Source organism: Alkalimarinus alittae (assembly GCF_026016465.1).
Lineage (GTDB): Bacteria > Pseudomonadota > Gammaproteobacteria > Pseudomonadales > Oleiphilaceae > Alkalimarinus > Alkalimarinus alittae.
This window is the reverse complement of sequence record NZ_CP100390.1, coordinates 2,039,762-2,066,075: the sequence shown is the minus strand read 5'-3', so window position 1 is coordinate 2,066,075 and position 26,314 is coordinate 2,039,762. Positions and strand designations below refer to the sequence as shown.

Genomic DNA, 26,314 nt, shown 5'->3' with positions numbered 1-26,314 from the left:
AGGTTGCTATTTTCACCCTTTCTAAACGTCATTAAACAGTCGAGATCAATGTGTATTGACGATGTCTAATGCTGAAGCTTAAATTTAAAATTATTGCACGTAATATGCTCAACGCAATTACTATCATTCGATCAATTGCGGTATAAATATTCTCAGTCCGTATTTCACAGACAATGAGGCATAGGTTTTCAACAGATCCCTTTGAATCACCCCTGAACCTCCCCCAATAGAGTGAGCTTCTCTATTACTATCAAGATGATTAAATACCTGAGGAGGTATTATCAAACGACTAACAGTGGTAATAACGATCAAATAGTCTCTATATTCACCCCCATAAGGACTAAACGCAGCTATCCCCCACTTCTAGCTTGCAAAGCTGTTTGCTTATTATTTAATAGCTTTTCCGCAACTGCTCTAAATGATTACCCCACCAAGCCATCATTTCACATCGATCCTTTAGGTACATCGCCCTGTTATAGGCCGCTCGAACGCTGTTACGTTCAACATGTGCTAACTGCCGTTCAATAATGTCATAACGAAATCCGTTTTCATTGAGTATCGTTGAGGCGACCGTTCTAAATCCGTGAGCGGTGGCGTCGTAGTGCAACCTTTTCCGTATTGAATATGTCACCGTATTTTCAGACATGTAAAGCCTGGGGTTGTGCTGCCCAGGGAATAAATACTCTCGTTTTCCGGTTTTAGAATGGAGCTCTTTTAGAATGTCTAATGCTTGAGAGGAAAGAGGAACGATGTGCATTTCTTTCATTTTCATACGTTCAGCTGGAATCCTCCATTCCTGCTTAATAAAATCTATCTCAGACCATTTCGCAGCCCTAAGCTCACCTGAACGTACAAAAGTATGAACTAAGAATTTAATCGCTTGTTTGGTAACAAATGTTAATCGCTCACTCACATCAACATCATTTAGAAATTTAGGTAGCAGGTCTAGATCTAAAGCCTTCTGATGCTTCACTTTACGTGCCTTAATGACATCCTTGAGGGCATCAACAGGATTATTATTTACGTATCCAGTATAAATAGCATAACGGAATATTGAGCCCATTCGCTGTTTCACACGGCCAGCAACATCTAGCGCATCCCTTGCTTCAATATGACGTACAACAGACAAACAATCTTGTGATGTTATTTGGTCTATTTGCATATCACCAATAATAGGAAAAGCCTCTTTCTCTAATGTTCTTTTTACACTTGCAGCATGATCTACAGTCCAAAGGCCTGACTTCTTATTCCACCATTCAATGGCAATTGATTTAAAATCATTCTCAGCTCGGCGTTGCTGTTCACGCCTTCTATGTACTGACGGATCAATGCGTTGAGTAACTAATTTTTTAGCCGCAAGTACCTTTTCCCTAGCATCTGCCAAAGTCACGTCTGGATATATACCAATCGACAGGCTTTTCTCTTTTCTATCAATAAAATACTTTAGTCTCCAATAGCGAGAACCATTTGTGCCAACTATTAAATAAAGCCCACCACCGTCGCTTATTTTGTACTGTTTTTCTTGTGCCTTAAAACTCTTAATTTTCGTATTAGTTAACTTTCCAGGTAAGCGTTGCCTGCTCATATGAGCCCTCTCCAAATCATATTAATGAAGAGATTAATTTACGCTTTTCTGAGGATATGCAATGACAATTAGTGGGGTTGGAATATAGCTGTCGCGTTAGGTTGCTCTAATTGGTGACTATTAAGGTAGGTTGACCTCTATGAAATATTTCATAGAGGTCATTTAAATGAAAATATTAGAATATTACCAGATCACCCCTATCAAAAATTAGGCTTAAATTCAAAACCTGAAGACGCAGTAGAATCAGAAAAGGTATCTAGCGTTGTCTTTTTTACCAACATGGTATTTATAAATGAATTTGGAAAATACTGAATACTATTATTAAATTCTTCAACGCCTCGATTAAAAAGTGTTATTGCCGCAGCAACATTTGTATTTTTATCTGAAATCTCCTGCATCAATTGCTGTACTACCCGATTTGTTTTTAATTCAGGATAAGCTTCAACAGACACACGCAGGCTCTCAGTTACATCTTTCGACATTTGTTCAACAACAGTCAGCTTACTCGTATCAATTGCTCTTTCATTTAAACCCTGTATTGCAGTACGTAGTTCAGTTACCTGTTTAAGTAAACCACTTTCAAACTCCTTAAAGTCTTCTGTGATATCAGCTAATTGTGGCAAAGTATCATTTTTCAAACGTTCATAAGTTATCACATCACCCCAAGCTCGTTTAGCCCTGTTGAAACGGCCAACGATCACATTAAAAGTGATGACAACCCAAAGCACGATAATAACAATCATTCCAATGATTACAGTAGTAGTATCCATACATTTTCCTTTTTAAACTATCAAAAAATAATTAGGCGCTATATTTATTGGTATTAAATGCAGTAATTACAGCAATATTTGATACCAATTCATTTAGCTCATTGTTTTGTTTATCTCCTCTCAAGACCTCAATAAATTTATTTCCCAATGAAAGGCTAATTGAGTGAGTGGATGGCAATATACGATTACTGGAAACAGATAAGCATAAACGCCCCTGCCCTTGAACCTGTAAGCATGGTTGTTTAAAACCCAATAAGCTCTGTTCAAACTTGAGGACTACTGCGGGCTGTAACAACTTAGCTAAGGTCAACTCATTTGAAGCCGTCATAGCAAGCTTCCGATTGAGCAATCTGTTTGTTGTTTTCCACTTAAATTTATAAGGTTTTAAACCTGTAGTTGATAGACAAAAGTCTGAACCACAAGGAAAATCCATAAGAATACCGTACCTATACCGAGTATGTCTGACGGTTTCAGTTTTTGTTTCATGTAGTTCTGAACTTGAGTTATATTCTGTATAAGTTCGTGTTTCTACATCTACATAATGAAACGAGTACAACCGGTACTTAAATTGAATTACCTCACCATCAAACCTACCTTCATAAAGCTCATCAATATACTGACTTTCATCTCCTCGACGAAAATCAGGAAAATCTTGCTTAAGTTCTTTCCATAATAAGCTTCCATTAAAAGCTGCAGATTCAAGATTATTATCAATCAACGTGCTTTTTAGTAACAAAGCCTTTGATACTTTAAGAACTTTATTTCGGTTTTGGCTAAAACCAATAGCAAACACGAAAAGACCAGTAGCTAAAGCAACTAACGAGGATATAGTGGAAGTATCATCCCTAATAATATCTGCTTGTCCTGTGACCCAAAAAATTAACGCCACTAAAGCAGAAATAATAAAAAAGATTAACAGATGAGTATGCTTGTACTGAAAATCGCCAGTTTGAGCAAAATGCTCAATTTCAGAGGCAATTCTATTAATATCTTCAGCAGTTTTTGCTGACTGCCGAGCAATGTCAATTTTCTCCAGTATCGTATCAAGCTGTTGATTACTAGATTTTGAACTTTCCAACGCAGTTTTTAGTGATGATGTGTCCATACAAAGCCACCCGAGTCCATGGTGTAATAGTTTATAGTACTTTGTTTAAACAGGATTTTTATCTTTCATTTTTGTTAATGTGAAGCTACTCACAAATATTTAAACCTTCATTTATTCATGTGTCAACGGCGCCCCCATTACCGATGAATCAATTACTACATATCATATATTCTAAATCAATAAACTCGATATGCTTACGTTATAGCGCATCATATAGGCTCTAAGCCCTATCCTTTCCATGGTCCAATAATCATGTACCGCCGCAAATGGCATTCAACTCAATATACATATTATTTGGAAATAAGAGATGACTTTAAAACCAACCATTAATAACACAGATAAAAATGAAGACGACTATATAACTGCTATCGCCGCTGAGAATATGCTTCCCGAGCAACAAACAGGCATATTATTCCTACACGGTGATACAGGGATCAAATGGAACCCTGACGATGAGCAGCATAGCTATCTATATAATAGAGTTAAAAAGTTGAATGGTAACTGGAATGGCATATTTTGGAATCTGAACACTACAGAAAACTTAAAAAAATTCTTAGAATTTTCAAATCAAAAGAAAAAAATTCGTAGCTATGAAATTATGCCAGTTAATAGCCAATTCACAGGAACAGTAATTAAAGTGGTTCGTCTCAATGATGACGCAGGTTACTTCTATCATGACAACCCAGAGATCGCTAGAGCTGAACTGAAACACACTTGGGTTACCAACAGCTCGCTGAATGCGTCACAATGGTGGTTAAACTCTCCAACTCTTATCTCATCTAATATTGATCAGGTATTAAATGAATATATGGAAAAAGGCGCAACCATTGAATTTATCAATAAAACCTCATTACCTATCACCGTATCCAAACTAGGGCGAGTTACTCAACTTAGTTGCAACCCTATTGTTGACCCTAGCCACTATTTATTGCGAGAAAGACTAGACAAAACATAGAAATGGTCTGGCAACTACCCTATGGGTATTAGAACACCTATTTCTTGGGATGGTATTATTAACATTGCTTCTGAGGACTTAGACAGCTGGCTGAATTTTCTCAATAGTTTAGGCATCCCCCATGAAATTGAACACACACCTGAAAATAAAGCGAGAGCGCTAACATTAGATTACTCAGCAATTCCTGGCTGGAATCAAGCGGCTCGCAATGGCAAGGTACTTCACCAGTATCAAAGGGAAGGCATTGAGTTCGCTACAGCCAACAGAGGCCGCATTCTCAATGGAGACGAAATGGGGACGGGCAAGACAGTTCAAACCCTAGGGTTCGCTGCAGGGATTCATGCTGAGCGGATACTGATAATCGCCCCAGCAAATGCACGCTATGTTTGGGACAGAGAAATAAAAGACTGGATTGGCCCTGAGGAAACGATACAACATATTACATCTAATTTGGACGAGATATGCCTAACCACACGCTGGACAATAATTACCTATGACGTCTTAGTTGAAAGACCTGGAATTATTAATATTTCAGAACAATGCGACAAGGATATAATTTCCTCAGCAAATTTAGATGATGAGATCATTGCATGGAGAGTATTGGAAAACGGAGACTGGCGCCTAACCATTACAATGCCTGTAAAACTTTCAGGACTGACCACGAAAGCTACCAAAAAGTTAAACAGAGTTAACGAGCGTCTTGGCGGAAAACTAACTGATTCATTAATGAATAACTCTATAGACCTATTGATAGCAGATGAGGCACATTATCTCAAAAACCCGAAAGCCAAACGGACCAAAGCAGTCTCTCGCATCGCTAATACCATTGATAAGAGGTTGCTCTTATCAGGCACTCCAATCAGAAACACCCTAGAAGAGGTTACCAGCCTGTTGAATTTAACCTGCAATGATGCGACTCAAGATATCAATCTGTTAAATAAAGATAGTCAATCTGCTTCTGCGGCACTCACCGAGTATTTCTACAGTGATACCTCGCTTCTGTCTAAATGTACTTGCCTCCAGTGAAGTGACGTCAGCTCTTGCGGGTTTATCAATGTATGCATGAAAATCAGTGCAGCTAATTTATATGGATGCGGTCCTCGGTAATTGTTGCATATTCCGAATGATCATGATCACCCTCTACGATCCAAGTTGATCACCTTCTGCGATTGAACGTGATCGCTTCCTGCGATCGATGATGATCACTTTTCGATAGTTATCGCAGAGAGTGATCAAGTTGTCGCAGACACCGATCACCTTCGACCGCAGACTCTTCCTACGCATTGATTTTAATCGTTTTTAGTATTGTATTCTTAGTGCTTTTTGAGCCTGAGGGTACGATGCCAAGCAAGAGATTACCAATGCGACAAATCAAAGATATTCTCCGCCTCAAATTTGAAGCTAAATTGAGTCATAGAAAAATTGCCCGCTGCCTTAATATTGGCGTCGGCACGGTCTCTCTATATGCTCGTCGAGCCAACGAAGTCGGTCTTACCTGGCCGCTACCGTCTGAGCTGAGTGAAAGTGAGTTGGAACAGCGCTTATTCCCAGAGCCTAAGATCAAAGATAGGCATGGCCGTGTTGAACCTGACTATGCACAGATTCATCAAGAGCTTAAGCGTAAAGGCGTTACTAAGCAGTTGTTGTGGGAAGAGTATAAGCAAGCCTATGGCGATGCAGGCTACCAGTTTTCCCAATACTGTAATTACTATCGTCAATGGATCAAGAAACAACAACGCTCGATGCGTCATATCCATCAGGCAGGTGAAAAGCTGTTTGTTGATTACAGCGGGGCGACGGTTCCGATCGTCAATCCAAACACTGGTGAAATACACCCAGCCCAGATCTTCGTTGCGACACTGGGTGCGAGCCACTATACCTTTGCCCTAGCTTCATGGTCGCAGCAAAAGGCTGACTGGATTGATGCGCACGTAAAAGCATTCGAGTTCTTTGGTGGTGTACCGGAGGTCGTGGTACCCGACCAGCTAAGAAGCGCTGTCAGTAAACCGTGCCGTTATGAGCCTGAAATAAACAGGAGCTATCAGCACCTGGCAACACACTACAAAACGGTAATTATCCCAGCCAGACCGCTAAAACCCAAAGATAAAGCCAAAGCAGAAAATGCAGTATTGATCGTACAGCGATGGATACTGGCACGACTGCGACACCAAACCTTCTTTACCCTCGCAGAGCTTAATCTCGCAATCAAAGCCCTGCTAGCTGACCTTAATCAGCGACCGTTTAAAAAACTGCCTGGTAGTCGGTTAAGTCAGTTCGAATTACTTGATAAACCAGCACTCAGACCGCTGCCCAGTACACGTTATGAATATACCGAATTTAAGCTCGCCAGAATTAACATCGATTATCATTTTGAATTTGATAAACACTTTTACTCAGTCCCGCACCACTTAGTTAAACATGAGGTTGAAATACATGCGACACGCGAAGGTATTGCCGTGTTCTTCAAAGGGCAGCAGATCGCAAGGCATGGCCGAAGCCAGCGACCAGGAAGCTTTACGACAGACGCAAATCATATGCCTCAAGCCCACCAACGACATAAGACATGGACTCCTGAGAGGTTAATGAACTGGGGGCGTCGTATCGGGGAATCAACACAACAGCTCGTTAAAGATATTATTGAGCAGAAACGCCATCCTGAGCAGGCGTATCGCGCATGTCTAGGCTTACTCAACTTGTCAAAACAGTACACGCCCGCACGGCTAGAGGCAGCGTGTCAGCGTGTCAGCGTGTCAGCGTGTCAGCGAGCAATACATATTAAATCCCCTCGATTAAAAAGCGTTAAGTCGATCCTCGAAAGCAATATGGATCAGTTACCGTTACCTCTCAGTCCGAATCAACCCAGCACACCCAACCACCCGAATGTACGTGGATCAGATTACTACCACTAACCGATCAGACACTCAGGAAAAGGAATCACTTATGCTACAAATACAAAGCCTACAACAACTTCGTCAGCTGAAACTACTGGGGCTAGCAGATGCCTTAGAACAGCAGTTTAATCAACCCAATACCTATGATGGTCTCAGCTTCTCTGAGCGCATAGGGCTACTAATCCAATACGAGATGACGTATCGCAACGATAAGCGATTACAAAGGCTGTTAAAAGCAGCGCATCTAAAAGTTCCAGCCCGCTTAGAAGATGTTGATTACAGTCACCCCAGAGGCTTGGGCCAAAGCACCGTTGCAGGACTACAGAGCAATGAGTGGATCAAACGGCACCAGAACCTAGTGATTACAGGGCCAACAGGCTGCGGTAAAACCTATCTGGCTTGCGCCTTAGGTCATCACGCCTGTCATCAAGGTTATCGAGTGCGTTACTTCAGGGCGAGTCGGTTGTTCGAACAGTTAACGATCTCACACGGAGATGGCAGTTATCTAAAGCTACTGGCCCAGATAGCGAAGATGGATTTACTCATTATTGACGACTGGGGGCTAGAGCCGCTAACTCAAAGTCAACGGAATGATCTGTTAGAGATTATGGAGGATAGGCACAATAGCAAATCGACCCTATTTACGAGTCAGCTACCGCTGACACAGTGGCATGATTTTATAGCTGACCCAACATTGGCTGACGCCATTTTGGATCGGCTATTACACAATGCTCACAAGCTAAATCTGAAAGGAGAATCGATGAGAAAACTAATGACAACATTGACGGAAGATGATCACTTAAAGTAAAAAGTAAGTTCGTAATGCTTAGGAAGAAAAAGTGATCATCATCGATCGCAGAGAGTGATCATCTTCAGCGGAATACGCAATTGTCAGAGACAGCTATATATGCAGTCCCAAGTTGAGTATTCAAAGATATCCGATCATTTATCAAGGCATTCATTAAAATCTCCATTTAGGTACTAATAAACATGAAGAAATTATGCTGATGACAGAAAACCTAAATGTTCCATAAGATTGCGAGAAACAACATCTATTGGATAAAACTAGGAATGCACCAAAAAAGGATTAATGATTATGAATTACGCACAACATGAATATTTTATTAATCATCGATCTCTACTGTTAAAAACCTCAAATAAACTATATAATCTATACATTAGGACGATTGATTGTTCTCATGCATTTGGTTTCCCCGTCAAACGAAACCAACAATGCATGCGTGAAAAGGATTTTTTATGATTAAGAAAACTCTAGACTCTACTAGTCGAGCCGCACATTTATCTGTGCGTTCAGCCGACAACATTAATATCTACTACCTCCCAAACGCCTTAATCGGTTTTCGCTTGAAACCAAAAACTCACCAACCGAGTTAGCTACACCCGACTTACAAGCCAATCACCTGATGACGACAATTACTTCTACCTGCTAACACAACCCCCTTGCAATTTAAGCCCAGGTAGTAAGCTAAGGACCCCATTCATTTTTCAAGGATACGAATATGAAAAAACTGGCAATTCCAACAGCATTAATTTCTGTTACAGCACTGATATCAGGGTGTGGCGGTGGCTCATCCACCCCTGCCCCCAGCCCTGAACCCAGTATCAACCAAGGCCAATTCATTGATTCAGCTGTCGCGAACCTGAGATACGTTACAGATAGCCAAGAGGCTTATACTGATGAGCAAGGTTATTTCGATTACCTAGAAGGAGAAACCATCAGGTTTTATATAGGAAATATATACCTGGGAGAATCCTTAGGAAAAGCCATCGTTACACCATTGGATCTATTTACGACTGACTCAGATATTGCATCTACTTCTGCATTGAACGCTATTCAACTTCTGCAATCATTGGATGAGAATCAAGACGTAAGTGATGGAATTAAGATCCCACAAGCGATTCATAATTTAGCGAGTGGAATGAGCATCGACTTCAGCGATTCAGCTTCAGTTTTTTCCCTAGATGAAGACGTAATCGAACTCATTAATCATTTAGGAATAAATTCCTTGGTCGATCGCAGCGGTGCTAAAAAGCACTTTAGCGAATCACTGGAAAACTTTGGAATAACGTATACAGACACATTTAAGTCTCTCAGCGCTCCAAATTTCGAGTTACTCACCGCTTTTTATGATGAACAGCTGATTAGCTACAGTTATGAAAACAACGCCCTAGCAACAGTGGTAGAAGACCAGCTCGCACCTGAATACACCCTTAAACCCCTTGTTCTCAATATTGAAACGGGATCTTTAGACAATAACATCATCATTAGCCAAGATGATAAGAAGCTAGTGGCATTTAACAGAACCGATGGTTCCTTACGAAACTTGAGCGGTCAAGGCTCTTCGACCCCCTGCTATTATGCAAAATCATTTGTTTCTACCTCCAATGACCTTACGTTTACCCAGCTATCAGGAGAAGACGGGTTATGTGGAATAGGAGGTGACGACTATATAGCTAGAATTCTCATTGATGATAGCGAAAATGACGAAGTTGTACCCACTGAATTAGATATAACCCCTACGGGCGCACTTTATGACTATTCAGGCCAAGTTTCTTTGATGTACGGAGGAAAAACTGATGGCACTACGGGTAGAGTTGGTTTTGTCGACGCAAACCTAGATAGCGGTACCGAACTTGACCTCAGGAGCCTGATTCAAACAGGTCCGAAAGGCGAATCCCAAAGCGCTATATACGCTTTGGCCAATAGAGATAGATCCTTGTATTTAGTCACAGCTGAAGATTTACTCCAGTCAGGCTATCAACTGCCCGGCACGCCGATATTCTCCGCCGAGACCTCGATTTATCTACCCACTTTCAATCAATTGGGAACGAACATTAGTCTGTTTTTTGCCGACTCTGCGGTCTATCAAGTTGATAGAACCGACCTATCAATAAACAAACTCTTTGACATAGAAGAAAAAACATCAGTGACTGATATATCACTGCACGGAGATTATTTAATCTTTGAAATTCGAGATATTTCTGATATTTCAGATTTCAAAGACCATATCTATTCGTATAACCTAAGCACGAGAGCATTTTCTCCGATATTCGAAGATAAATACCACGGACATATTCACGTCCACGGGGATGTATTGGCTGTATCCTATAGAGACAGCAACTCAACATCTATCAATGAAGCCACCGTATCACTTTTTGACCGCAACCTTGATATTGCACAGAACATAACCAACGCGCAATTGAAGCCTTATTTTGACTTAACATCTAATTCTCACTCCTTATTGATTGAGCAAAATTTGAATACTTCCGAGTCAACAGCTTTCGATATACGCCTCTATTCTATTTCAAAGGATAATGGTGCTCTCCGAGAAATATTAATCCTAGGCGACGTAACGGATACTTCGGTTAGTGATGCGCAAGATGAAAAGCTCCATGTGATTGCCAAGGGCGGAACAAATTCACGCCTTCACCAGGTTTCACTTGTTGAAATGGCAACTCAATCAACAAACCTACCTGAATACTCGCTATCCCCTATTCACGGACGCTTGTACTAACTCGTAAACCAAATTCAATGGATGAACACAATGAAAACATCAAAAGCACTTTTATTAGCACTCAGCATTCTAACCTTGGCTGGTTGCTCAAGCACAATAATCAAAACGGCCGACATGTTGAACGCTGAAGGTGAAGCACATGTATGCAAAGGGAAGGTGATTGGCTCTGCCATTTCTCTGGGGAATCAAATTATTGCTGCACGAAATAGAGATGCATGCGTCGATATATTCTCTAAGAAAGGGTTTATTAAAGTCGATGATATTGGTTGTTATCCTGTTATCATCGAAATGGAGAACGACAAGCCTATGGTTTTAGAAGCATACAAAATTTCTCATGGGCTCCCTGAAAATATGCCAGTAAGCTTAGCCTCAATCAATGGCGTGGAAATACCTAATATAGACGCCTACAAACAAGCAATATTTGGAAGTATAGATATGCCATTGTCATTTCTATTTGATCAACAGGGGACCAGCATTAGTGCTACGAAGAAGCTCGATGAATGCAAGCAGACACCATAACTTGGTTATTAGTTAAGAGGCCATTAAATGCTGAAAGGGAGCTGCCTCTGCAGGCAAGTGCAGTACGAAATCAAAAGCATGCCGCGAAAAGTATCACATTGCCATTGTCGTATGTGTCAAAAGCAGCACGGGGCAGCCTGAAGCAGCTTTCAACGAATGCCTGCTTCAGTTAGATTTACACTCATTGAAAGACTTGCATTACATAATTTCTGAAACAAAATCAGTCTCATTAATATCTAGATCCAGCAAATTTCTGCTGAACCTAGATATCAAAAAATTAATCAATTACATATTCAATCGGCTCCCTCTTCCCTAGCCTAACATCAGCTAGGTACTCGGACCACCAAGACATAAACTCTGTTCTCTTATTTAAATATTTTGCCTTATTATAAATGCCAACAATCTTGTTTTTCTCCACATGCGATAACTGGCGTTCTATAGCTGGGTGAGGATACCCTACTTCATAAAGCGTTGTGCACGCGATTTTCCTAAATCCGTGAGTTGTACCATCAAATCCTAGTCGCCTAATAGCTGCATTTAAAGTCCCCTCACTGATCGGCTTTTTAGGATTTATAGTGCTTGCAAATATCAATTCTCGGCGACCATTGATATCCCTGAGCCTTGTCAATATAGCTATAGCGGCATCGCTAAGAGGTATAACGAAATCCAAATTATTCTTCATTCGCTCTTTGGGTATATGCCAGAGCTTTTTCTCAAAATCAATTTCGCTCCATGTCCCCTCTCTAACCTCAGCTGACCTGCCAAACGTTTCAACTGAGAGCTGTAACGCCAGTCTGGTTAACTCTTCTATACGTATACTCGTTTCAACAGCATTAAGATATGAGCTAAGTTCTGAGACTGCTATTGCTTTGTAGCCCTTTGTTTTGCGCTTTTTACCAAATTTTCGTAGAGGCCCCACAGGATTTGACTTTATAAAATCAAATATAATTCCATGATCAAATATACAAGACATTCTCTGCTTAATTTTTTTACACGTTTCTAATGCTCCCCGTTTTTCAATTTTTTGCAAAATAATCAGGCAATCCTGTGTTGAGATCTCGTGTATTGGAACATCACCAAATGTTGGAAAAACATCTTTCTCCAACGAGTCCCATATATCAGCGGCGTGCCCTGTCTTCCATTTCTCTAACTCATTTTCGTGCCATGCTTTGGCAACTGATTTGAATTTGCTATCAGTTGAGGCATTCCCCTTATTTCCAATTCTCAAGGAGGGGTTAACACCTCTCAGCAGCATTGCTTTAGCTTCCAAAGCTGCTTCTCGCGCCTCTAACAGGGAAACGCCCTTATTATTAGGCAAGTAAGGACCAATAGTAATACACCGCTCCTTTTCAGCAAATTTGTACCTCATCTTCCAACGCTTAATATTCTTGCCGTCAATTTTCGTTTTGCTTACCTCCAGGAATAAACCTCCCCCATCATAAAGTTTATACTTTTTGCCCTTATCCTGGGCATTGCGGATGGTTGCATCTGTCAGGCGGCTTGGAATCGTTCGTCTAGTCATTATCTTACGCTCCTATGCTGTCAAACCAAGACTGAATATCATCTTGCCGCCAGGCAACCCGTCGCCTAGTGATTCGAATTGGCCCAGGAAATTCTCCATCTTTGATCAGTCTATAAATAGTGCTGCGAGATAACCCCGTTATTTTAGTAACCTGAGGGATCTTGAGTAATTGGGCGGTATTTGATTGAGGCATTTTGTACTCCACAGTAGGTTTCGATTAATGTGGAGGTATTATTGAGCTTAACGTAGTGGGTAAATCGGCTAAAAGATTGCTATATTCGCACTCGAAACGACTATATTAAAAATAAGCAACTAAACAACCGCTCTCACATCTATATCCTATTGATTTACTTAGGCATATTTAATTTGATATTTTTACTACAAAATCACAGCGCTTAAGTTATTAAACGGTGAGAAGTACGCTGCTTCACTCATTCCCACATCTCTGCTATAAATGTCTTTACTGTGTATTTCATTGATTTATTTGACGAATAGACTTGCTTTCTTATTGTCTAAGTCAGATTTAATAGGTTGCCTTGTTTATTTATAAGGATCAAATTGCACAAAAGCCAATAACAGATCAATAGATCCATTACTGGCTATGTTAAATCCAATCTAGAGCAGTTAAGGAAGAAAATATCGTAGCGATAACCTAAGGTTATCGATGTAATCTGCCCACCATTGAGTCAATACTCTACGCTCATCAAGTCGATCATCATCTCTCCAGATACTCTCGGATACTGAGATCACTCCAAATTGAATGGCGACCGCATCCCAGTCTGCGAATTTTTCAACAAGTGTATATTTAGCCAATTCTAATATTTTTGAGACTGGCAAATAGAACCCCGTTTTTCTTAGAGCATTGGTTAGCTGGCTCTCTGCAATATGGTTGTTTGATGTTTTATTTTTCGAAAAGACAAACCGATTAGCACCCGTAATCGACTTTAATGCCTCTAACAATCTGATCGCTCTCGTAGAAATAGGAATCAAAAGCAGGTTGTCACCTGAACGACTTCTCAACAAAGCATTGTCTAGATCAACATCATCCCATTGGATTTTAACAAAGATTTTCGGGTTCATCGGCATATAGATGTAGAGCTCAACGGCAAATTTGGCTACTTGGGAAATCCTGTATGCTTCCTCTACTAGGTTTGCTGCCTTAGCCACATCTAGCGAATTTAACGAGCAGGACGCCTGCTCCTTATATTCCATGTGCATATCAGGCCTCCAGTGATTCGAACCAGTTCATAATATCAAGTTCGCGCAAAGCAATACGGCGGCGAGTGATATGTACCGGTTTAGGAAAGCTATTGGCCTCTACGTTTCTATAAAAAGTACTTCTAGACAGACCAGTGATGCTGCTAACATCATTGATACGCAACATACGTGGGTATGTTGTTGTTTGTGCACTCATAATGACCTCCACACGAGTAGCAGTTAATGTAAGGAGGTATTATTAACGGTTATATATAAGCTAATTGACTCGAAAGATAGCTTATTTCGTCATGTTTCAGATAAAGTGAACTTATTTGAATATTTTGGCTTATTTAGTATTGCTATCCCTGTACTGTCGTAGCAATTCAGCTAGGTAACTAGCCCACCACTCCATCATATCACGGCGCTCATTAAGATAAAGGGCTCTATTATAGGCTGCTCTAACCCTATTTCGCTCAGAGTGCGCTAGTTGCCGCTCAATAATATCAGGCCTAAATCCATTCTCATTAAGTACAGTCGATGCCACCGTTCGAAAGCCATGACTGGTTGCATCAAAATTAAGGCGCCTACGTATTGCGTATGTCAGGGCATTCTCTGACATATGAGTACGAGGATTGTGATAGCCAGGGAACAAGTACTCAAATTTGCCGGATTTTGCCTGCAACTCGATGAGAATTGTGATTGTTTGAGGGGCGAGAGGGACAATATGGGTTTCTCGCATTTTCATTCGCTCAGCAGGAATTCGCCACTCCGCGTTATTCCAGTCTATTTCAGACCAGCGTGCAGCCCTAAGCTCACCAGGGCGAACAAAACAATGAACCAACAATTTGAGACCTAGCCGAGTCACCTCGGTTAGCCTATTGCATTCATCAACATCATTTAAAAATTTCGGGAGTAAAGGCAGGTCTAACGCTTTTTGATGGCGAACTTTTCTGCTTTTTATCACATCCCTGAGTGCATCAACCGGATTACCGTCTACATACCCAGTATAAATTGCGTAACGAAATACCGCACTCATTCGTTGCTTGACGCGACTGGCAACATCCAGTGCACCACGAGCCTCAATATTACGGACGACCTGTAGGCAATCTTGTGCAGTTATTTTATCAATGGGCATTTCACCAATAACTGGAAAAGCCTCTCGCTCTAGAGTCTGTTTTACCCGATTCGCATGGTCAGTAGTCCAAACACTCCGCTCTTTCTCCCACCACTCGAGAGCAATGGCATTGAAACAATTCTCTACCTGGCGCATTTTATTTCGCCTTTTCTGAACAGCAGGATCAGTCCCTTCTTCTAGTAGCTTTTTAGCTTCCACAGTTTTGTTTCGGGCCTCCTCTAATTTTGTCCCTGGATATACCCCCAAAGATAAAATTTTCTCTTTATTATCAATACGGTATTTTACACGCCAATAACAGGATCCATTAGGATGAATAAGTAAATGAAGACCTCCACCATCGGAAACCTTATAAGGCGTTCTTTTGGCTTAAGCTTCTTGATTTGTGCTTCTGTTAATTTTCCAGGCCATTTCTGTCTTTTCATAGGGACAATACCTAAACCACACTCAATTTGCCCCCTAATTTACCCCTTACAGAAAAGATGCAATGACACAACGCGGAACACAGTGAGACAAACAGGCACAGAAAAACCAACGCTAATACGCTGTATTTATTGGACTTTAGGACTATATTGGATTTTATGATACGAAGTGAAACTATTGAGAATGGTGCCTGGAGCCGGGGTCGAACCGGCACGCCCTTACGGACACGAGATTTTAAGTCTCGGGTGTCTACCAATTCCACCACCCAGGCTTTTCTTTTTTCTAACTAAATCGAATTGCTTCGACCTTCTAAATTTGGAGGCGCGAGCCGGAGTCGAACCGGCCTACGTGGATTTGCAATCCAGTGCATAACCGCTTTGCTATCGCGCCTTTATGCTACTTTTACCTAACTATCTAACATAACTACGCGAAATTTAACATAACTACGCTAAACAAGTTTGTAGTATAACTAAAAACCCCAGCTTTGCCGGGGTTTCTAAAATTTGGAGCGGGAAACGAGATTCGAACTCGCGACCCCAACCTTGGCAAGGTTGTGCTCTACCAACTGAGCTATTCCCGCTTGAGTGGCGCATATATTACTTGATTAACGATTTCTGTCAAGCGCCAAAAGTAAGATAATGTCACGCAATAACAGATTGATTATTTAATGTACATTTCTTCAGATAAATCGGGCCATGCAGCCTTCAAATATATGAACATTGACCATAAAGTGAGCACTGATGCCAAATACAATAACACCACACCAATATTTGCGACCAGTTCACCCGGTGGTGAGAATAGCATAAGCAGGATTGCCCACATTTGAGCCCCTGTTTTAATCTTACCAATATAAGAAACAGCAACACTTGCCCGTTTACCCATTTCAGCCATCCACTCTCGTAGTGCCGATATGACTATTTCACGGCCAATTATGATAATTGACGGAATGGTTATCCACATCGAATTAAAGTCTTCGACGATCATTGTCAGTGCTACCGCGACCATCAGTTTATCTGCTACTGGGTCTAAGAAGGCACCAAAACGAGTCGTCTGATTCATCTTACGGGCGATATATCCATCTAGCCAGTCAGTAAAACCGGCCAGAAAGAACACTCCCGTGGCCACCATACGATGAGACTCATTAGGTAAATAAAACGCAAGGACGAAAACCGGTATTAGCACGATTCTCGACATGGTGAGCATATTAGGCAATGTCATAAATAAGTTGTTTCGTCTCATCAATCTGAATGAAGGTGGTCATAAATTATGACGGCAATGGTTTTGGATATACCTGGGACTTTCGCAATCTCTTCTGCGCTTGCTTTCTTCACTTCTTGCAGTCCACCGAAGTATTTTAGCAATTCTCGACGCCTTTTGGGCCCTATTCCGTCAATATTTTCTAAAGTAGAGGTTTTTCTTACTTTATCTCGACGTTGCCGGTGACCTGTAATGGCAAAGCGGTGCGCTTCATCCCTTACATGCTGTATTAAATGCAATGCCGGTGAATCTGAAGCTAAGTTCAGCGTTTTATCCCCTAACGCTTTAGGAAGTATAAGCGTTTCGAAGCCTGCTTTTCGAGTAGACCCCTTGGCAACCCCCACAAGTTGTATGCCGGTTATTTGAAGTGCTTCAAAAACCTCGATAGCAACACCCAACTGACCCTTACCTCCATCAATCAAGACGATATCAGGCCATTTACCTTCACCCGCTTTGAGCCTTTTATAGCGCCTTGTGAGGGCTTGCCTCATTGCAGCATAATCATCACCCGGCGTAACACCTTCGATATTATATATTCTGTAATCGGCCTTAAACGGACCTTGATCATTGAACACCACACAGGATGCCACTGTTTTCTCACCAGAGCTATGACTAATATCAAAACACTCTATTCGCTTAGGGACCTCATCCATTTCAAGCGCAACTCTTAAAGCATCGACTCGCTGAAATACGTTTTCTTTTTTAGAAAGATAACTGGTGATACTCATTTCTGCATTTGACTGAGCCAACTGACGCCACTTAGCACGATCGGTTCTTACATTATGTAGGATTTTGACATTAATCCCTTGCGACTCACTCAGCGCCTCTTGTAAAAGATCTGCATCGACCGGCGCACAAGGTACAATGATCTCTCTAGGCTGGTCACTTGATCGCGCACCACTCAAATAAAACTGCGCTAAAAAACTACCCAGTAATGACGCTTCATCTTGCTCCAATGCTAATTTCGGGAAGTAATTTTTATGGCCTAGTACTCGCCCCCCCCTTATAAACATAAATGAGAGACAGGCCGCACCCGCTTTAATCGAAAGCCCAACGACATCAATATTACCGCCGCTTGACTCTATAGATTGCTGTTCTTGCACATGCCTTAGAAAGTCAATTTGATCTCTGATTTCTGCTGCTTTCTCGAACTGTAAATTCTGCGAAGCCTCACCCATCGCTTCAACCAGTTGATTGATCACCTGCGGATTCTTACCCTCAAGAAACATTGTCGCTCTCTGCATATCCTTTTGATAATCTTCTGGCGATATCAAATTCACACAAGGCGCACTGCAACGCTTTATCTGATGCTGCAAACAAGGCCGCGTTCTATTTTTATAAAAGCTTTCATCACACTGACGAATTTTAAATATCTTCTGGAGGAGATTAAGGCTTTCTCGTACCGCCCCCGAACTTGGATAGGGGCCAAAGTATTTGCCTTTTTCTTTTTTAGTTCTAGCTCTTTTGAACGTTAAAGAGGGGTAGTCTTTATGACTAGAGAGGTAGATGTACGGGTAAGACTTATCATCCCTTAGCAAAATATTATAAGGAGGCTTAAGGTCTTTAATTAAATTCTGTTCTAGCAGCAGCGCTTCTGTTTCACTGTCCGTTACTGTTATTTCTATATTAGCAATTTTAGCGACTAATGCGCGGGTTTTGACGTGTAATCCCGTTGTACGAAAGTAGCTTGCAACTCGGTTTTTTAAATTTCGGGCTTTCCCCACATACAGAATATCACCGCTGGCATCATACATTCTGTAGACACCAGGTCGGGTGGTTAACTGCTTTAGAAAGGGAGTGGAATCGAAAGACACTAATCTATATTTTCTGTATCAAGAATACCGTGGCGAACAGCAAGCAATGTGAGCTCGACATCACTGGTTATACCAAGCTTTTCAAATATCCTATAACGATAGCTATTAACCGTTTTTGGACTTAAACAAAGTTTATCAGAGATATCTTGCACCTTAATACAACCCACAATCATGGTGGTTATTTGCATTTCACGCTCAGACAAACTATCAAACACCGTACCTTCTTCTTTATCGTCGAAGGGCTTCAGTGCCAGTTTCTGGGCAATTTCAGGACTCATATAACGCTGGCCAGAATGAACCACACGAATTGCACGTATCATTTCTTCTATATCAGCCCCTTTTGTAATGTATGCAGAGGCACCCGACTGCATCACTCTGGCTGGGTACGGGTCATCATTACAGGCGGTCACGACAATGATTTTTATTTCATCATCTAAACGCTTTATTTTTCGGGTTGCCTCAAGCCCACCAATACCAGGCATCTTAAGGTCCATTAGAATTATATCAGGGTGTACAGACTTAATAATTCCAACAGCATCTTCACCTGAACTGGCCTCCCCGACTACTTCTATGCCGCTTTCATCAGACAGCATGCGTGAAATACCAGCCCTAACTAGGTCGTGATCATCTACCACGAGCACTTTAATCAAGCATCACCTCAAATATCAAAAGCACGATCTCGTATTACAAGAATACGCTATTTCGAAGCGTTAATATAACCAAAACTAATAAATGATCAATAAAATAGGCGACAATAACTTACAAGAGTACGTTTAAGAACCAAACTTTAAAACACCACTCTCTTCTACTAGAAGCTTAGCCTTGAAACCGCGTAGTCTCAACCACGCATCGGCATCTTCATTGCTTCTAAATACGCCCGTTTGGAAAGACTGCTTTCCTTTGAGTATTTCTTCAAACTGAAAGAGCAAGTGGTCACGATTCTTGTGCCCCACAATAATAGCTAGCGCCCCCATTCCTTTGATGTACCCCCAAGTATTAAGCGCTTTAAGGGTTTCTTGCTGAAAATCTTCACCTATTAGCATTTCAAGGTCAGAAATCTGCAATACGCAAGCCCACTCTTGAGCAAAGTACTTACTCACTAGGCGTTTATAGTCAGCCACAAAGTTAAGCGTATCATCTGTCGACCAAGAGCCTATTAAAGAAACATAAAGGATGTCGTGCACAGGTCTAATCGTGAACTTATCATTTAATACTTCAGACACATCCCTCTCCCCTTTACTGAGTGCGTTACATTTAAAGATACCATATAGTTCACATTTGTCACATTCTTATAAAAATAACTTACAGATGCTTACAGAGAGAGGAAAAACAGGCGATATAGGTGCATAAATTTAAGTGTATTTAATCTATCGTTCATATCGAACGGTATTAATATAACGATTAGTATTAAAAATTACACAAAGTGACTTTAAATGGATTTATTAGTGCTACAAATAGGATTTATTGCAATGCAAAATAGCCAGTATCGTAATTGAACGATCAAGATTGCCAAAAGCTAGAGTTTTTCTACTAAGAGATAAATATGAGGATGTTTAAATTATTTAGACATATTTCTGAGGAGATATAAAGAATATACAAATGCTTGTTGAAAGTGGCGGAGGAGGAGAGATTCGAACTCTCGGTGGGCTATGAACCCACGCCGGTTTTCAAGACCGGTGCATTCAACCACTCTGCCACCCCTCCGCTATATTCCCGTCACTAGCGTTGGTTGCATGCTAGTTTTGGGCTGTCTTGTTCGACAGCGGGGTGCATATTACCTGATTTATTATCAGTGTCAACGAGTTTTTTATTCGAATTAATAACATGTACTTGGAACACCCATCCAGTTAAAAGAAATGAGAATCGCTATTAATTTTAAGTAACAAAGCTTGTATTTAACACTTCCGCCATTATGATACAGATATAAAAGCTATTCTTTGTTTAAGTTTTAACATTATCGTCAACGGAGCAATATATGCAGGATCGTCGTTTCCCGGACAGCCAACCTCAAGGGATTACAGAAACACAAACGGGCACTACGCTCGACACCGGCGCAGCAGCAGTATTGAAAAATACATATATGCTGCTCGGACTCACTATTGCGTTCTCAGCGGTAGTCGCCTTTTTCTCAATGAACATGCCTCGCCCAGGCTTCTTAATAACACTGGTCGGGTTTTATGGCTTGTTCTTCTTAACAGCAAAACTTCGCAATAGCCCATGGGGTTTATTGTCTACATTCGCACTAACCGGCTTTATGGGTTACACATTAGGCCCGCTTATTGGCATGTTTGCCGGTGCCGGTGCAATGGGCATCGTAACAGATGCACTTGGCCTTACGGCGCTCGTGTTCTTCGGACTATCGGCTTATGCACTTATTAGCAAAAAAGACTTTAGCTTTTTAAGTGGCTTTTTAATGGCAGGCTTTGTAGTACTGATTGGCGCCATGCTCCTTTCTGTATTTACTAATATCTCAGGCCTACACCTAGCTATATCTTGTGGATTTGTTCTATTTTCATCTGCTGCTATTTTATACGAAACAGGCAACATCATTCATGGCGGAGAAAGAAACTACATTATGGCGACCATCAGCCTATATGTTTCTATCTACAACATTTTTGTTAGCTTGCTCAGCATTCTATCTTCGTTTAACGGCGACGATTAATAAATCAAGCGTTTTTAAAAACCCTAATCATTTATGGTTAGGGTTTTTTTATGCCTGTATTTTTTAATACCTGTAATTTTTTAGCCTCACAATCTATAATCATTATTTAACACAACGACTTACATTAGCTAAAAGCGACATATAATGAATTACTCACTAGTAGTCCTGGGTGCCCCCTACTCTACCGCTAGCGCAACAACGGCACTTAATTTTGCAAAAGCGCTACTCTCATCAGGGCATCACATATTTCGTGTTTTCTTCTACCATGACGGCGTACATAGCGCCAATAAGCTAACAACAACACCCCAAGATGAAATTAATATCCCCCAACAATGGCAAGCATTGAAAGAGGAGTACAATGTTGACTTAGTGGTTTGCATTGCCGCAGGCGTTAAGCGTGGCATACTTGACTCTTCGGAAGCCGAGCGTCATGAAAAAAACTGTTCGAATATGAGTAACGCCTTCGAGCTGTCTGGGCTTGGGCAATTAGTTGAAGCAACCGAACAATCTGACAGAGTAGTTACCTTTGGGTGCTAAAGTATGCATACACACGATTACAGGACTAGCGAACTATGAGCAGTAACAACGCTAAACAAGTGCTAGTGATCCTTTCCAGCAGCCCTTATGGTGGATCGTTGGCAAAAGAAGCCATTGATTATTGCCTTGCGGCTGCAGCATTTGAACAAAACATACAATTGCTCTTTACAGGCGACTCAGTACTGCAACTCCTAAAAGACCAACAACCAACAGGCATCTCGCAGAAGAATATCTCAAAAATGCTTTCTGCCCTGCCCATTTATGGCGTAGACCAGTTTTATGTCGAGCAATCGGCACTCTCGTGTTACGGCCTTGAACATGCACCACTCTGCCTGCCTGCTACCCCAGTAACATCACACCAAATGTCAGCGCTTTTAGCAGATGCAAACATCACCTTAAACTTCTGAATCGACTATGACGACACTACATATATTAAATAAGTCACCCCAGCATCCTTTTCCCGCTTCGCAGTGTAGTCAATTCTATTCAAAAGCGGACGCTATCCTTTTAATTGAAGATGCTGTTTACTATACATTGCCTGATGCCTTTGTTAGTTTTTTAAAACACTATCAAACCGAACCGTTTATTTATGCCTTAAAAGAAGATATTGACGCTCGAGGCATCTCAGCTTTAGCCCACCCAGATATTAAAGTGGTGACGTTCGATGGTTTTGTCGAATTAACCGCCATCCACGACAAATCAACTAGCTGGTATTAGGATACAATGACGCTCGACATTAACGTTGATAAAGAAGGTTTTTTAAAGCAGCTTAGCGACTGGACCCCCGCAGTTGCTCATCAGATCGCGCAAAACGAAGGCATTGCATTAACCGACGAACACTGGGAAATCATTTCTCTTTTACGCGATTTTTACACAACTTATGAGATTTCGCCTGCTATGCGCATACTGGTTAAAACAGCTAAAGAAGCACTTGGGAGCGATAAAGGTAATAGCATTCACTTACTTAAGTTATTTCCTGGAAGCCCAGCCAAACTAGCCAGTAAAATTGCAGGCCTACCCAAGCCAACTAATTGTTTATAAAAGTTACCTATCATTTAGACAAATAGACAACACCCAACACTTACAACCGAATTAAATTGACTACTATGACTACATTAAAGCCTCGTAACTACGAAGAACACCCTTTTGCAGAATACGTTCGAATACTAGGAAAAGGGAAAAAAGGCAGTCGCTCGCTTACTGAAGAAGAGGCACTCGAAGCCATGTCTATGATTCTTGAAGACAAGGTCGAAGACCTCCAACTTGGTGCGTTTCTAATGCTATTAAGAGTTAAAGAAGAGTCACCACAAGAGCTTAGCGGATTTGTTAAAGCTGCAAAAACAAAAATAAATGCCCCCAGCAATATAAGCGCTGATCTTGACTGGTCATCATATGCAGGAAAGAGACGTCACCCTGCCTGGTATTTGTTTTCAGCGTTATGCCTTGCCGAGCACGGCATGAATATATTTATGCATGGTGCTAGCGGACACACCGCTGACCGTATGTACACAGAGGACGCACTCATAGAATTAGGTGTCCCAATCTCTAGAGACTGGAAGCACGCGCAGAACGCTATTTCAAATACCCACTTCTGCTACATGCCACTATCCATACTATCCCCTAGAATGGATCAGATGATTAACATGCGGCCAATACTAGGCCTACGCTCACCTGTTCATTCGCTTTCACGATTAATCAACCCACTCAATGCCGACACAGTCTTACAAGGCATCTTTCACCCCGCTTATAGCACGATGCACCAAGAGGCAGGCCAACTTCTAGGATATAAAAAAATCGCAGTCATCAAAGGTGAAGGTGGAGAGATAGAGCGAAACCCTGATAACGCTTTAGATGTTTTGTATTCAGGTGACAACGGTTTAAATCAAGAAACATGGCCAAAAATGTTTGAGAAACGCCATGTTAAAGCTGACGATATGTCAGTGAACTATATGAAGGACGTATGGTCAGGTAAATGTGATGACGAATACGCAGAAGGCGCTATTACAGGAACAATGGCGTTAGCACTTAAGATAACAGGCAAGGCTGATAATCAGACGCAAGCACTTGAGCTCGCACGAAAGCAGTGGGCTGAACGAAACAAATCCCGCTTCAACTAAACGCGCCAAGAGGGCTTTGTTATTTCAATACAAAGCCCTTTACTGAGTCAATAGTACCTAGAAGCATTACATCACTTAAGAAAAAATAACCAACCATTGTACGATACCTGCCGCAGCCCCTAGCACGCCACCAATCAGCATTAATTGAATTTCTTCTTCTTGAAAAGCAGGTCTTAGTACGTCTTGAAATTCTGGAGGTGATAGTGATTTCATGCGATCAGACATTGCAGCCGCCACGACAGCCGAGCGGCTTTTATTAAAAGAGGGGTCATGAAAGGGGTCCACTGAGACTTCAATCGCTTTATTGTTTAGTGCGCGCTTTAGGTCAACATAGCCCGAAGCCCCTACTGTCAATTGCGCTACAAGCTTTAAGATACCCGCTTGATCAAGCATTGGCCTTATATGCTTTTGAATAATAGCCCGAGTACGATTAGCATAACGACCAAATACCATGGCGTTAGCTGCCCGCTCAACGGTAATCAGTTCTTCCGCTACTAACCGACTCCACACGTCTGACACTTCATCTTGACGCCTTAAAAATAGCCCTTGAAAGGTCATCCCCAAAAACGTGCGCGGATATAGTGGCCTAAAAATAACATTAAGGGCCAGCCAGTTGGTGGCAAAACCTACAATAAACCCAAAGACAGGTAGCATCCAAAACTCGCCATACGCTAACCACAAAGGTATTTGAATAAATCCGAACATAAAGCCGAATAACAAGCCACTCTTAACAATAAGGCTAAACTCTTTATCGCCAACTTCTTTAAATATACGTACCATCAACTCAGGGTGCTTCTTTAGTTCTTCTACAAACAACTCTTTTACATCAATTAGCTCACTCAACTCTGACCCAAAATCTGCAACCAACCCCTCTACCCTACGAGGAATCTGCGTATGAGCCCATTGATAAACCTTATTTTTAATAGATAGTGGCAGGTTGTCCCACAACACCGCTTGTTGCTCATACATTATTTCATCAATGTACTCTTCTATTCGCGGCTCAATCTGTGAAATGATTTGTGCTGTAATTTTTTCTGGTTCAAGCTTTTGGAATACATCATCCATATTGCCAAACCGTGTAATAGTTCGATCGACTACAATCGATGCCATTTTTTCAGCCTTACGAGGAACCACCCCTTGCCAACCTAAAAACGGTGACACACCTCGAAAAGTTAAAGGGTAGAACGTCATTTTGATCGCCACCCAATTGGTTGCCCAGCCTATTAAAGCAGCCATTATCGGCAGACTAAAATAGTTAGCCCAGTGTAGACTCTCAAAGAATTGTGATAATTGCAGGTCCATTATGCCTTCATTCAAGATTATAAATAGGTGAATTGTAAACGAAAATAATCACAATAACTGATCAAGTGTACTGTTTTGAGCTGCACTTGGCATTTATTGTACGATAGACCACAAAGCACAGCCATAGCGGTTGATCTGGCAGCAGAAAACCCTAGACAGACGTAGATATCAACGGTGAAACGTTCAGAAAATAAATCTTGGGGTACAAGTGTGTTATCTGTTTTATCAAGCGATAACACACTTTGATTTGCCATACCGGCAGCTAAGCCCTTATGAGCTAAACCTGATGAGAACTGAACTGACCTTATTGAAAATAAGCGTTATCAGTAACACTGTGATCGGTTACATCGCGAACACCGCCAAGCTGCGGAATTCTTTCTTTAAGGGTCTTCTCAACACCTTCTTTAAGCGTGATGCTAACAGCACTGCACCCTTGACAACCACCACCAAATTTCAGGATAGCAACATTACCTTCAACAATATCGACTAGTGAAACATCACCGCCGTGTGCAGATAGGCCTGGGTTGATTTCTGTAACCAGCACGTAGTTGACCTGCTCATTTAATGGCGAGTCATCGCTCACCTTAGGCACTTTAGCGTTAGGCGCCTTAATCGTTAGCTGACCGCCCATTTTATCGGCGGCATAATCAACCAGCGCCTCTTCTAAAAAAGGTAAGCTTTTTTGTTCGAGGTACAAAGTAAAGCTATCTAACTGTATTTTTTCATCGTCTGCGACAATTTCATCAGGCTTACAATAGGCCAAACATGTTTCAGCCATTTTTGTTCCTGGCTGAGTTACAAACATTCTAACGCCCATATCTCCAGTATCTTGCTTATCGATAAGCGTCTTTAGATAACCTTGAGCAGACTCTGTAACCGTGACCATTAAATTCACCACTAATAATAACAATAATTGATTTGTTCCTATTTTACGGTATATTTCACGAATGTAGAAGACCTAGTAATTTAGTTGGTTATTTTTCTCGGTTT

29 protein-coding genes, 4 tRNA genes and 1 pseudogene are annotated in these 26,314 nt (G+C 41.3%); 14 read left to right on the top strand and 20 right to left on the bottom strand.

What is annotated here, in order from left to right; all coding sequences use genetic code 11:
- Nucleotides 1-391: 391 nt before the first annotated feature.
- From NKI27_RS09365 to NKI27_RS09355, 3 genes are all read right to left on the bottom strand, one after another.
- Nucleotides 392-1,585, bottom strand: a complete 1,194-nt coding sequence (locus NKI27_RS09365) for a tyrosine-type recombinase/integrase (protein ID WP_265049391.1) — start codon at nucleotides 1,583-1,585, stop codon at nucleotides 392-394.
- Nucleotides 1,586-1,785: 200 nt separating this feature from the next.
- Nucleotides 1,786-2,355 (bottom strand): LemA family protein, encoded by a 570-nt coding sequence (locus tag NKI27_RS09360; RefSeq protein ID WP_265049390.1) that lies wholly within the window; start codon nucleotides 2,353-2,355, stop codon nucleotides 1,786-1,788.
- 31 nt (nucleotides 2,356-2,386) lie between these two features.
- Nucleotides 2,387-3,460, bottom strand: a complete 1,074-nt coding sequence (locus NKI27_RS09355; RefSeq protein WP_265049389.1) for a hypothetical protein — start codon at nucleotides 3,458-3,460, stop codon at nucleotides 2,387-2,389.
- 307 nt (nucleotides 3,461-3,767) lie between these two features.
- On the opposite strand from NKI27_RS09355, the gene NKI27_RS09350 reads away from it, so the two are divergent.
- The 8 genes from NKI27_RS09350 to NKI27_RS19480 all read left to right on the top strand — a co-directional run bounded on the left by NKI27_RS09350 (nucleotide 3,768) and on the right by NKI27_RS19480 (nucleotide 11,502).
- On the top strand, nucleotides 3,768-4,415 hold the full coding sequence (locus NKI27_RS09350) for a hypothetical protein (protein ID WP_265049388.1): 648 nt from the start codon (nucleotides 3,768-3,770) through the stop codon (nucleotides 4,413-4,415).
- A 21-nt stretch (nucleotides 4,416-4,436) separates the two neighbouring features.
- Nucleotides 4,437-5,441 carry an SNF2-related protein gene (locus NKI27_RS09345; protein ID WP_265049387.1) on the top strand — a complete coding sequence of 335 codons (1,005 nt, stop codon included), beginning with the start codon at nucleotides 4,437-4,439 and terminating at the stop codon, nucleotides 5,439-5,441.
- A gap of 314 nt (nucleotides 5,442-5,755) precedes the next feature.
- The gene (istA, locus tag NKI27_RS09340; RefSeq protein WP_265049386.1) at nucleotides 5,756-7,324 is read left to right on the top strand and encodes an IS21 family transposase; all 1,569 of its coding nucleotides are present in this window, start codon (nucleotides 5,756-5,758) and stop codon (nucleotides 7,322-7,324) included.
- 31 nt (nucleotides 7,325-7,355) lie between these two features.
- Nucleotides 7,356-8,114, top strand: coding sequence for an IS21-like element helper ATPase IstB (gene istB, locus NKI27_RS09335; protein ID WP_265045903.1), 759 nt, complete (start codon nucleotides 7,356-7,358; stop codon nucleotides 8,112-8,114).
- 449 nt (nucleotides 8,115-8,563) lie between these two features.
- Nucleotides 8,564-8,701, top strand: coding sequence for a hypothetical protein (locus tag NKI27_RS09330; protein ID WP_265049385.1), 138 nt, complete (start codon nucleotides 8,564-8,566; stop codon nucleotides 8,699-8,701).
- Nucleotides 8,702-8,826: 125 nt separating this feature from the next.
- On the top strand, nucleotides 8,827-10,842 hold the full coding sequence (locus NKI27_RS09325) for a hypothetical protein (protein ID WP_265049384.1): 2,016 nt from the start codon (nucleotides 8,827-8,829) through the stop codon (nucleotides 10,840-10,842).
- Between the two features lie 30 nt (nucleotides 10,843-10,872).
- Nucleotides 10,873-11,361, top strand: coding sequence for a hypothetical protein (locus NKI27_RS09320; RefSeq protein ID WP_265049383.1), 489 nt, complete (start codon nucleotides 10,873-10,875; stop codon nucleotides 11,359-11,361).
- A 27-nt stretch (nucleotides 11,362-11,388) separates the two neighbouring features.
- The gene (locus NKI27_RS19480) at nucleotides 11,389-11,502 is read left to right on the top strand and encodes a GFA family protein (protein ID WP_455168458.1); all 114 of its coding nucleotides are present in this window, start codon (nucleotides 11,389-11,391) and stop codon (nucleotides 11,500-11,502) included.
- A 136-nt stretch (nucleotides 11,503-11,638) separates the two neighbouring features.
- Here the strand turns inward: NKI27_RS19480 and NKI27_RS09315 are convergent, their stop codons facing one another.
- From NKI27_RS09315 to NKI27_RS09250, 14 genes and pseudogenes are all read right to left on the bottom strand, one after another.
- Nucleotides 11,639-12,883 (bottom strand): tyrosine-type recombinase/integrase, encoded by a 1,245-nt coding sequence (locus tag NKI27_RS09315; RefSeq protein WP_265049382.1) that lies wholly within the window; start codon nucleotides 12,881-12,883, stop codon nucleotides 11,639-11,641.
- Between the two features lie 4 nt (nucleotides 12,884-12,887).
- Nucleotides 12,888-13,076 carry a helix-turn-helix transcriptional regulator gene (locus tag NKI27_RS09310; protein WP_265049381.1) on the bottom strand — a complete coding sequence of 63 codons (189 nt, stop codon included), beginning with the start codon at nucleotides 13,074-13,076 and terminating at the stop codon, nucleotides 12,888-12,890.
- 431 nt (nucleotides 13,077-13,507) lie between these two features.
- Nucleotides 13,508-14,101: a site-specific integrase gene (locus NKI27_RS09305; protein ID WP_265049380.1), complete on the bottom strand. Its 594-nt coding sequence runs from the start codon at nucleotides 14,099-14,101 to the stop codon at nucleotides 13,508-13,510.
- Between the two features lies 1 nt (nucleotide 14,102).
- Nucleotides 14,103-14,297, bottom strand: coding sequence for a helix-turn-helix transcriptional regulator (locus tag NKI27_RS09300; RefSeq protein WP_265049379.1), 195 nt, complete (start codon nucleotides 14,295-14,297; stop codon nucleotides 14,103-14,105).
- A gap of 129 nt (nucleotides 14,298-14,426) precedes the next feature.
- Nucleotides 14,427-15,350, bottom strand: coding sequence for a tyrosine-type recombinase/integrase (locus NKI27_RS09295; protein ID WP_406803142.1), 924 nt, complete (start codon nucleotides 15,348-15,350; stop codon nucleotides 14,427-14,429).
- 18 nt (nucleotides 15,351-15,368) lie between these two features.
- Nucleotides 15,369-15,557: pseudogene (locus NKI27_RS09290) on the bottom strand (Arm DNA-binding domain-containing protein); the annotation flags it as partial.
- 262 nt (nucleotides 15,558-15,819) lie between these two features.
- Nucleotides 15,820-15,906, bottom strand: a tRNA-Leu gene (locus tag NKI27_RS09285).
- Nucleotides 15,907-15,951: 45 nt separating this feature from the next.
- A tRNA-Cys gene (locus NKI27_RS09280) sits at nucleotides 15,952-16,025 on the bottom strand.
- A 114-nt stretch (nucleotides 16,026-16,139) separates the two neighbouring features.
- A tRNA-Gly gene (locus tag NKI27_RS09275) sits at nucleotides 16,140-16,215 on the bottom strand.
- 80 nt (nucleotides 16,216-16,295) lie between these two features.
- Entirely contained in the window at nucleotides 16,296-16,853 is a 558-nt protein-coding gene (gene pgsA, locus NKI27_RS09270) for a CDP-diacylglycerol--glycerol-3-phosphate 3-phosphatidyltransferase (protein ID WP_265049378.1), read from the bottom strand.
- 20 nt (nucleotides 16,854-16,873) lie between these two features.
- Nucleotides 16,874-18,706, bottom strand: a complete 1,833-nt coding sequence (uvrC, locus tag NKI27_RS09265; protein ID WP_265049377.1) for an excinuclease ABC subunit UvrC — start codon at nucleotides 18,704-18,706, stop codon at nucleotides 16,874-16,876.
- Nucleotides 18,706-19,356, bottom strand: a complete 651-nt coding sequence (gene uvrY, locus NKI27_RS09260; RefSeq protein WP_265049376.1) for a UvrY/SirA/GacA family response regulator transcription factor — start codon at nucleotides 19,354-19,356, stop codon at nucleotides 18,706-18,708. Before uvrY ends, uvrC begins: the two co-directional genes overlap by 1 nt.
- Before the next feature lie 123 nt (nucleotides 19,357-19,479).
- Nucleotides 19,480-19,929, bottom strand: a complete 450-nt coding sequence (locus NKI27_RS09255) for a hypothetical protein (RefSeq protein ID WP_265049375.1) — start codon at nucleotides 19,927-19,929, stop codon at nucleotides 19,480-19,482.
- Nucleotides 19,930-20,319: 390 nt separating this feature from the next.
- Nucleotides 20,320-20,410: transfer RNA gene (locus NKI27_RS09250), tRNA-Ser, on the bottom strand.
- 271 nt (nucleotides 20,411-20,681) lie between these two features.
- Here NKI27_RS09250 and NKI27_RS09245 point away from each other — a divergent pair.
- The 6 genes from NKI27_RS09245 to NKI27_RS09220 all read left to right on the top strand — a co-directional run bounded on the left by NKI27_RS09245 (nucleotide 20,682) and on the right by NKI27_RS09220 (nucleotide 24,022).
- Entirely contained in the window at nucleotides 20,682-21,368 is a 687-nt protein-coding gene (locus NKI27_RS09245; RefSeq protein WP_265049374.1) for a Bax inhibitor-1/YccA family protein, read from the top strand.
- Between the two features lie 144 nt (nucleotides 21,369-21,512).
- Entirely contained in the window at nucleotides 21,513-21,905 is a 393-nt protein-coding gene (gene tusD, locus NKI27_RS09240) for a sulfurtransferase complex subunit TusD (RefSeq protein WP_265049373.1), read from the top strand.
- 35 nt (nucleotides 21,906-21,940) lie between these two features.
- Nucleotides 21,941-22,312: a sulfurtransferase complex subunit TusC gene (tusC, locus tag NKI27_RS09235; RefSeq protein WP_265049372.1), complete on the top strand. Its 372-nt coding sequence runs from the start codon at nucleotides 21,941-21,943 to the stop codon at nucleotides 22,310-22,312.
- A gap of 7 nt (nucleotides 22,313-22,319) precedes the next feature.
- On the top strand, nucleotides 22,320-22,622 hold the full coding sequence (gene tusB / locus NKI27_RS09230; RefSeq protein ID WP_265049371.1) for a sulfurtransferase complex subunit TusB: 303 nt from the start codon (nucleotides 22,320-22,322) through the stop codon (nucleotides 22,620-22,622).
- A gap of 6 nt (nucleotides 22,623-22,628) precedes the next feature.
- On the top strand, nucleotides 22,629-22,946 hold the full coding sequence (locus tag NKI27_RS09225; protein ID WP_265049370.1) for a TusE/DsrC/DsvC family sulfur relay protein: 318 nt from the start codon (nucleotides 22,629-22,631) through the stop codon (nucleotides 22,944-22,946).
- A 65-nt stretch (nucleotides 22,947-23,011) separates the two neighbouring features.
- On the top strand, nucleotides 23,012-24,022 hold the full coding sequence (locus NKI27_RS09220; protein WP_265049369.1) for a glycosyl transferase family protein: 1,011 nt from the start codon (nucleotides 23,012-23,014) through the stop codon (nucleotides 24,020-24,022).
- Nucleotides 24,023-24,097: 75 nt separating this feature from the next.
- Here the strand turns inward: NKI27_RS09220 and NKI27_RS09215 are convergent, their stop codons facing one another.
- From NKI27_RS09215 to nfuA, 3 genes are read right to left on the bottom strand one after another with little or no spacing between them, the layout of a single operon-like run.
- A complete protein-coding gene (locus NKI27_RS09215) occupies nucleotides 24,098-25,324 on the bottom strand; it encodes a DUF445 domain-containing protein (protein WP_265049368.1) in 1,227 nt (408 codons plus the stop codon).
- A 17-nt stretch (nucleotides 25,325-25,341) separates the two neighbouring features.
- Nucleotides 25,342-25,578 (bottom strand): hypothetical protein, encoded by a 237-nt coding sequence (locus tag NKI27_RS09210; RefSeq protein ID WP_265049367.1) that lies wholly within the window; start codon nucleotides 25,576-25,578, stop codon nucleotides 25,342-25,344.
- Nucleotides 25,579-25,628: 50 nt separating this feature from the next.
- Nucleotides 25,629-26,210, bottom strand: a complete 582-nt coding sequence (nfuA, locus tag NKI27_RS09205) for a Fe-S biogenesis protein NfuA (RefSeq protein ID WP_265049366.1) — start codon at nucleotides 26,208-26,210, stop codon at nucleotides 25,629-25,631.
- Nucleotides 26,211-26,314 lie beyond the last annotated feature (104 nt).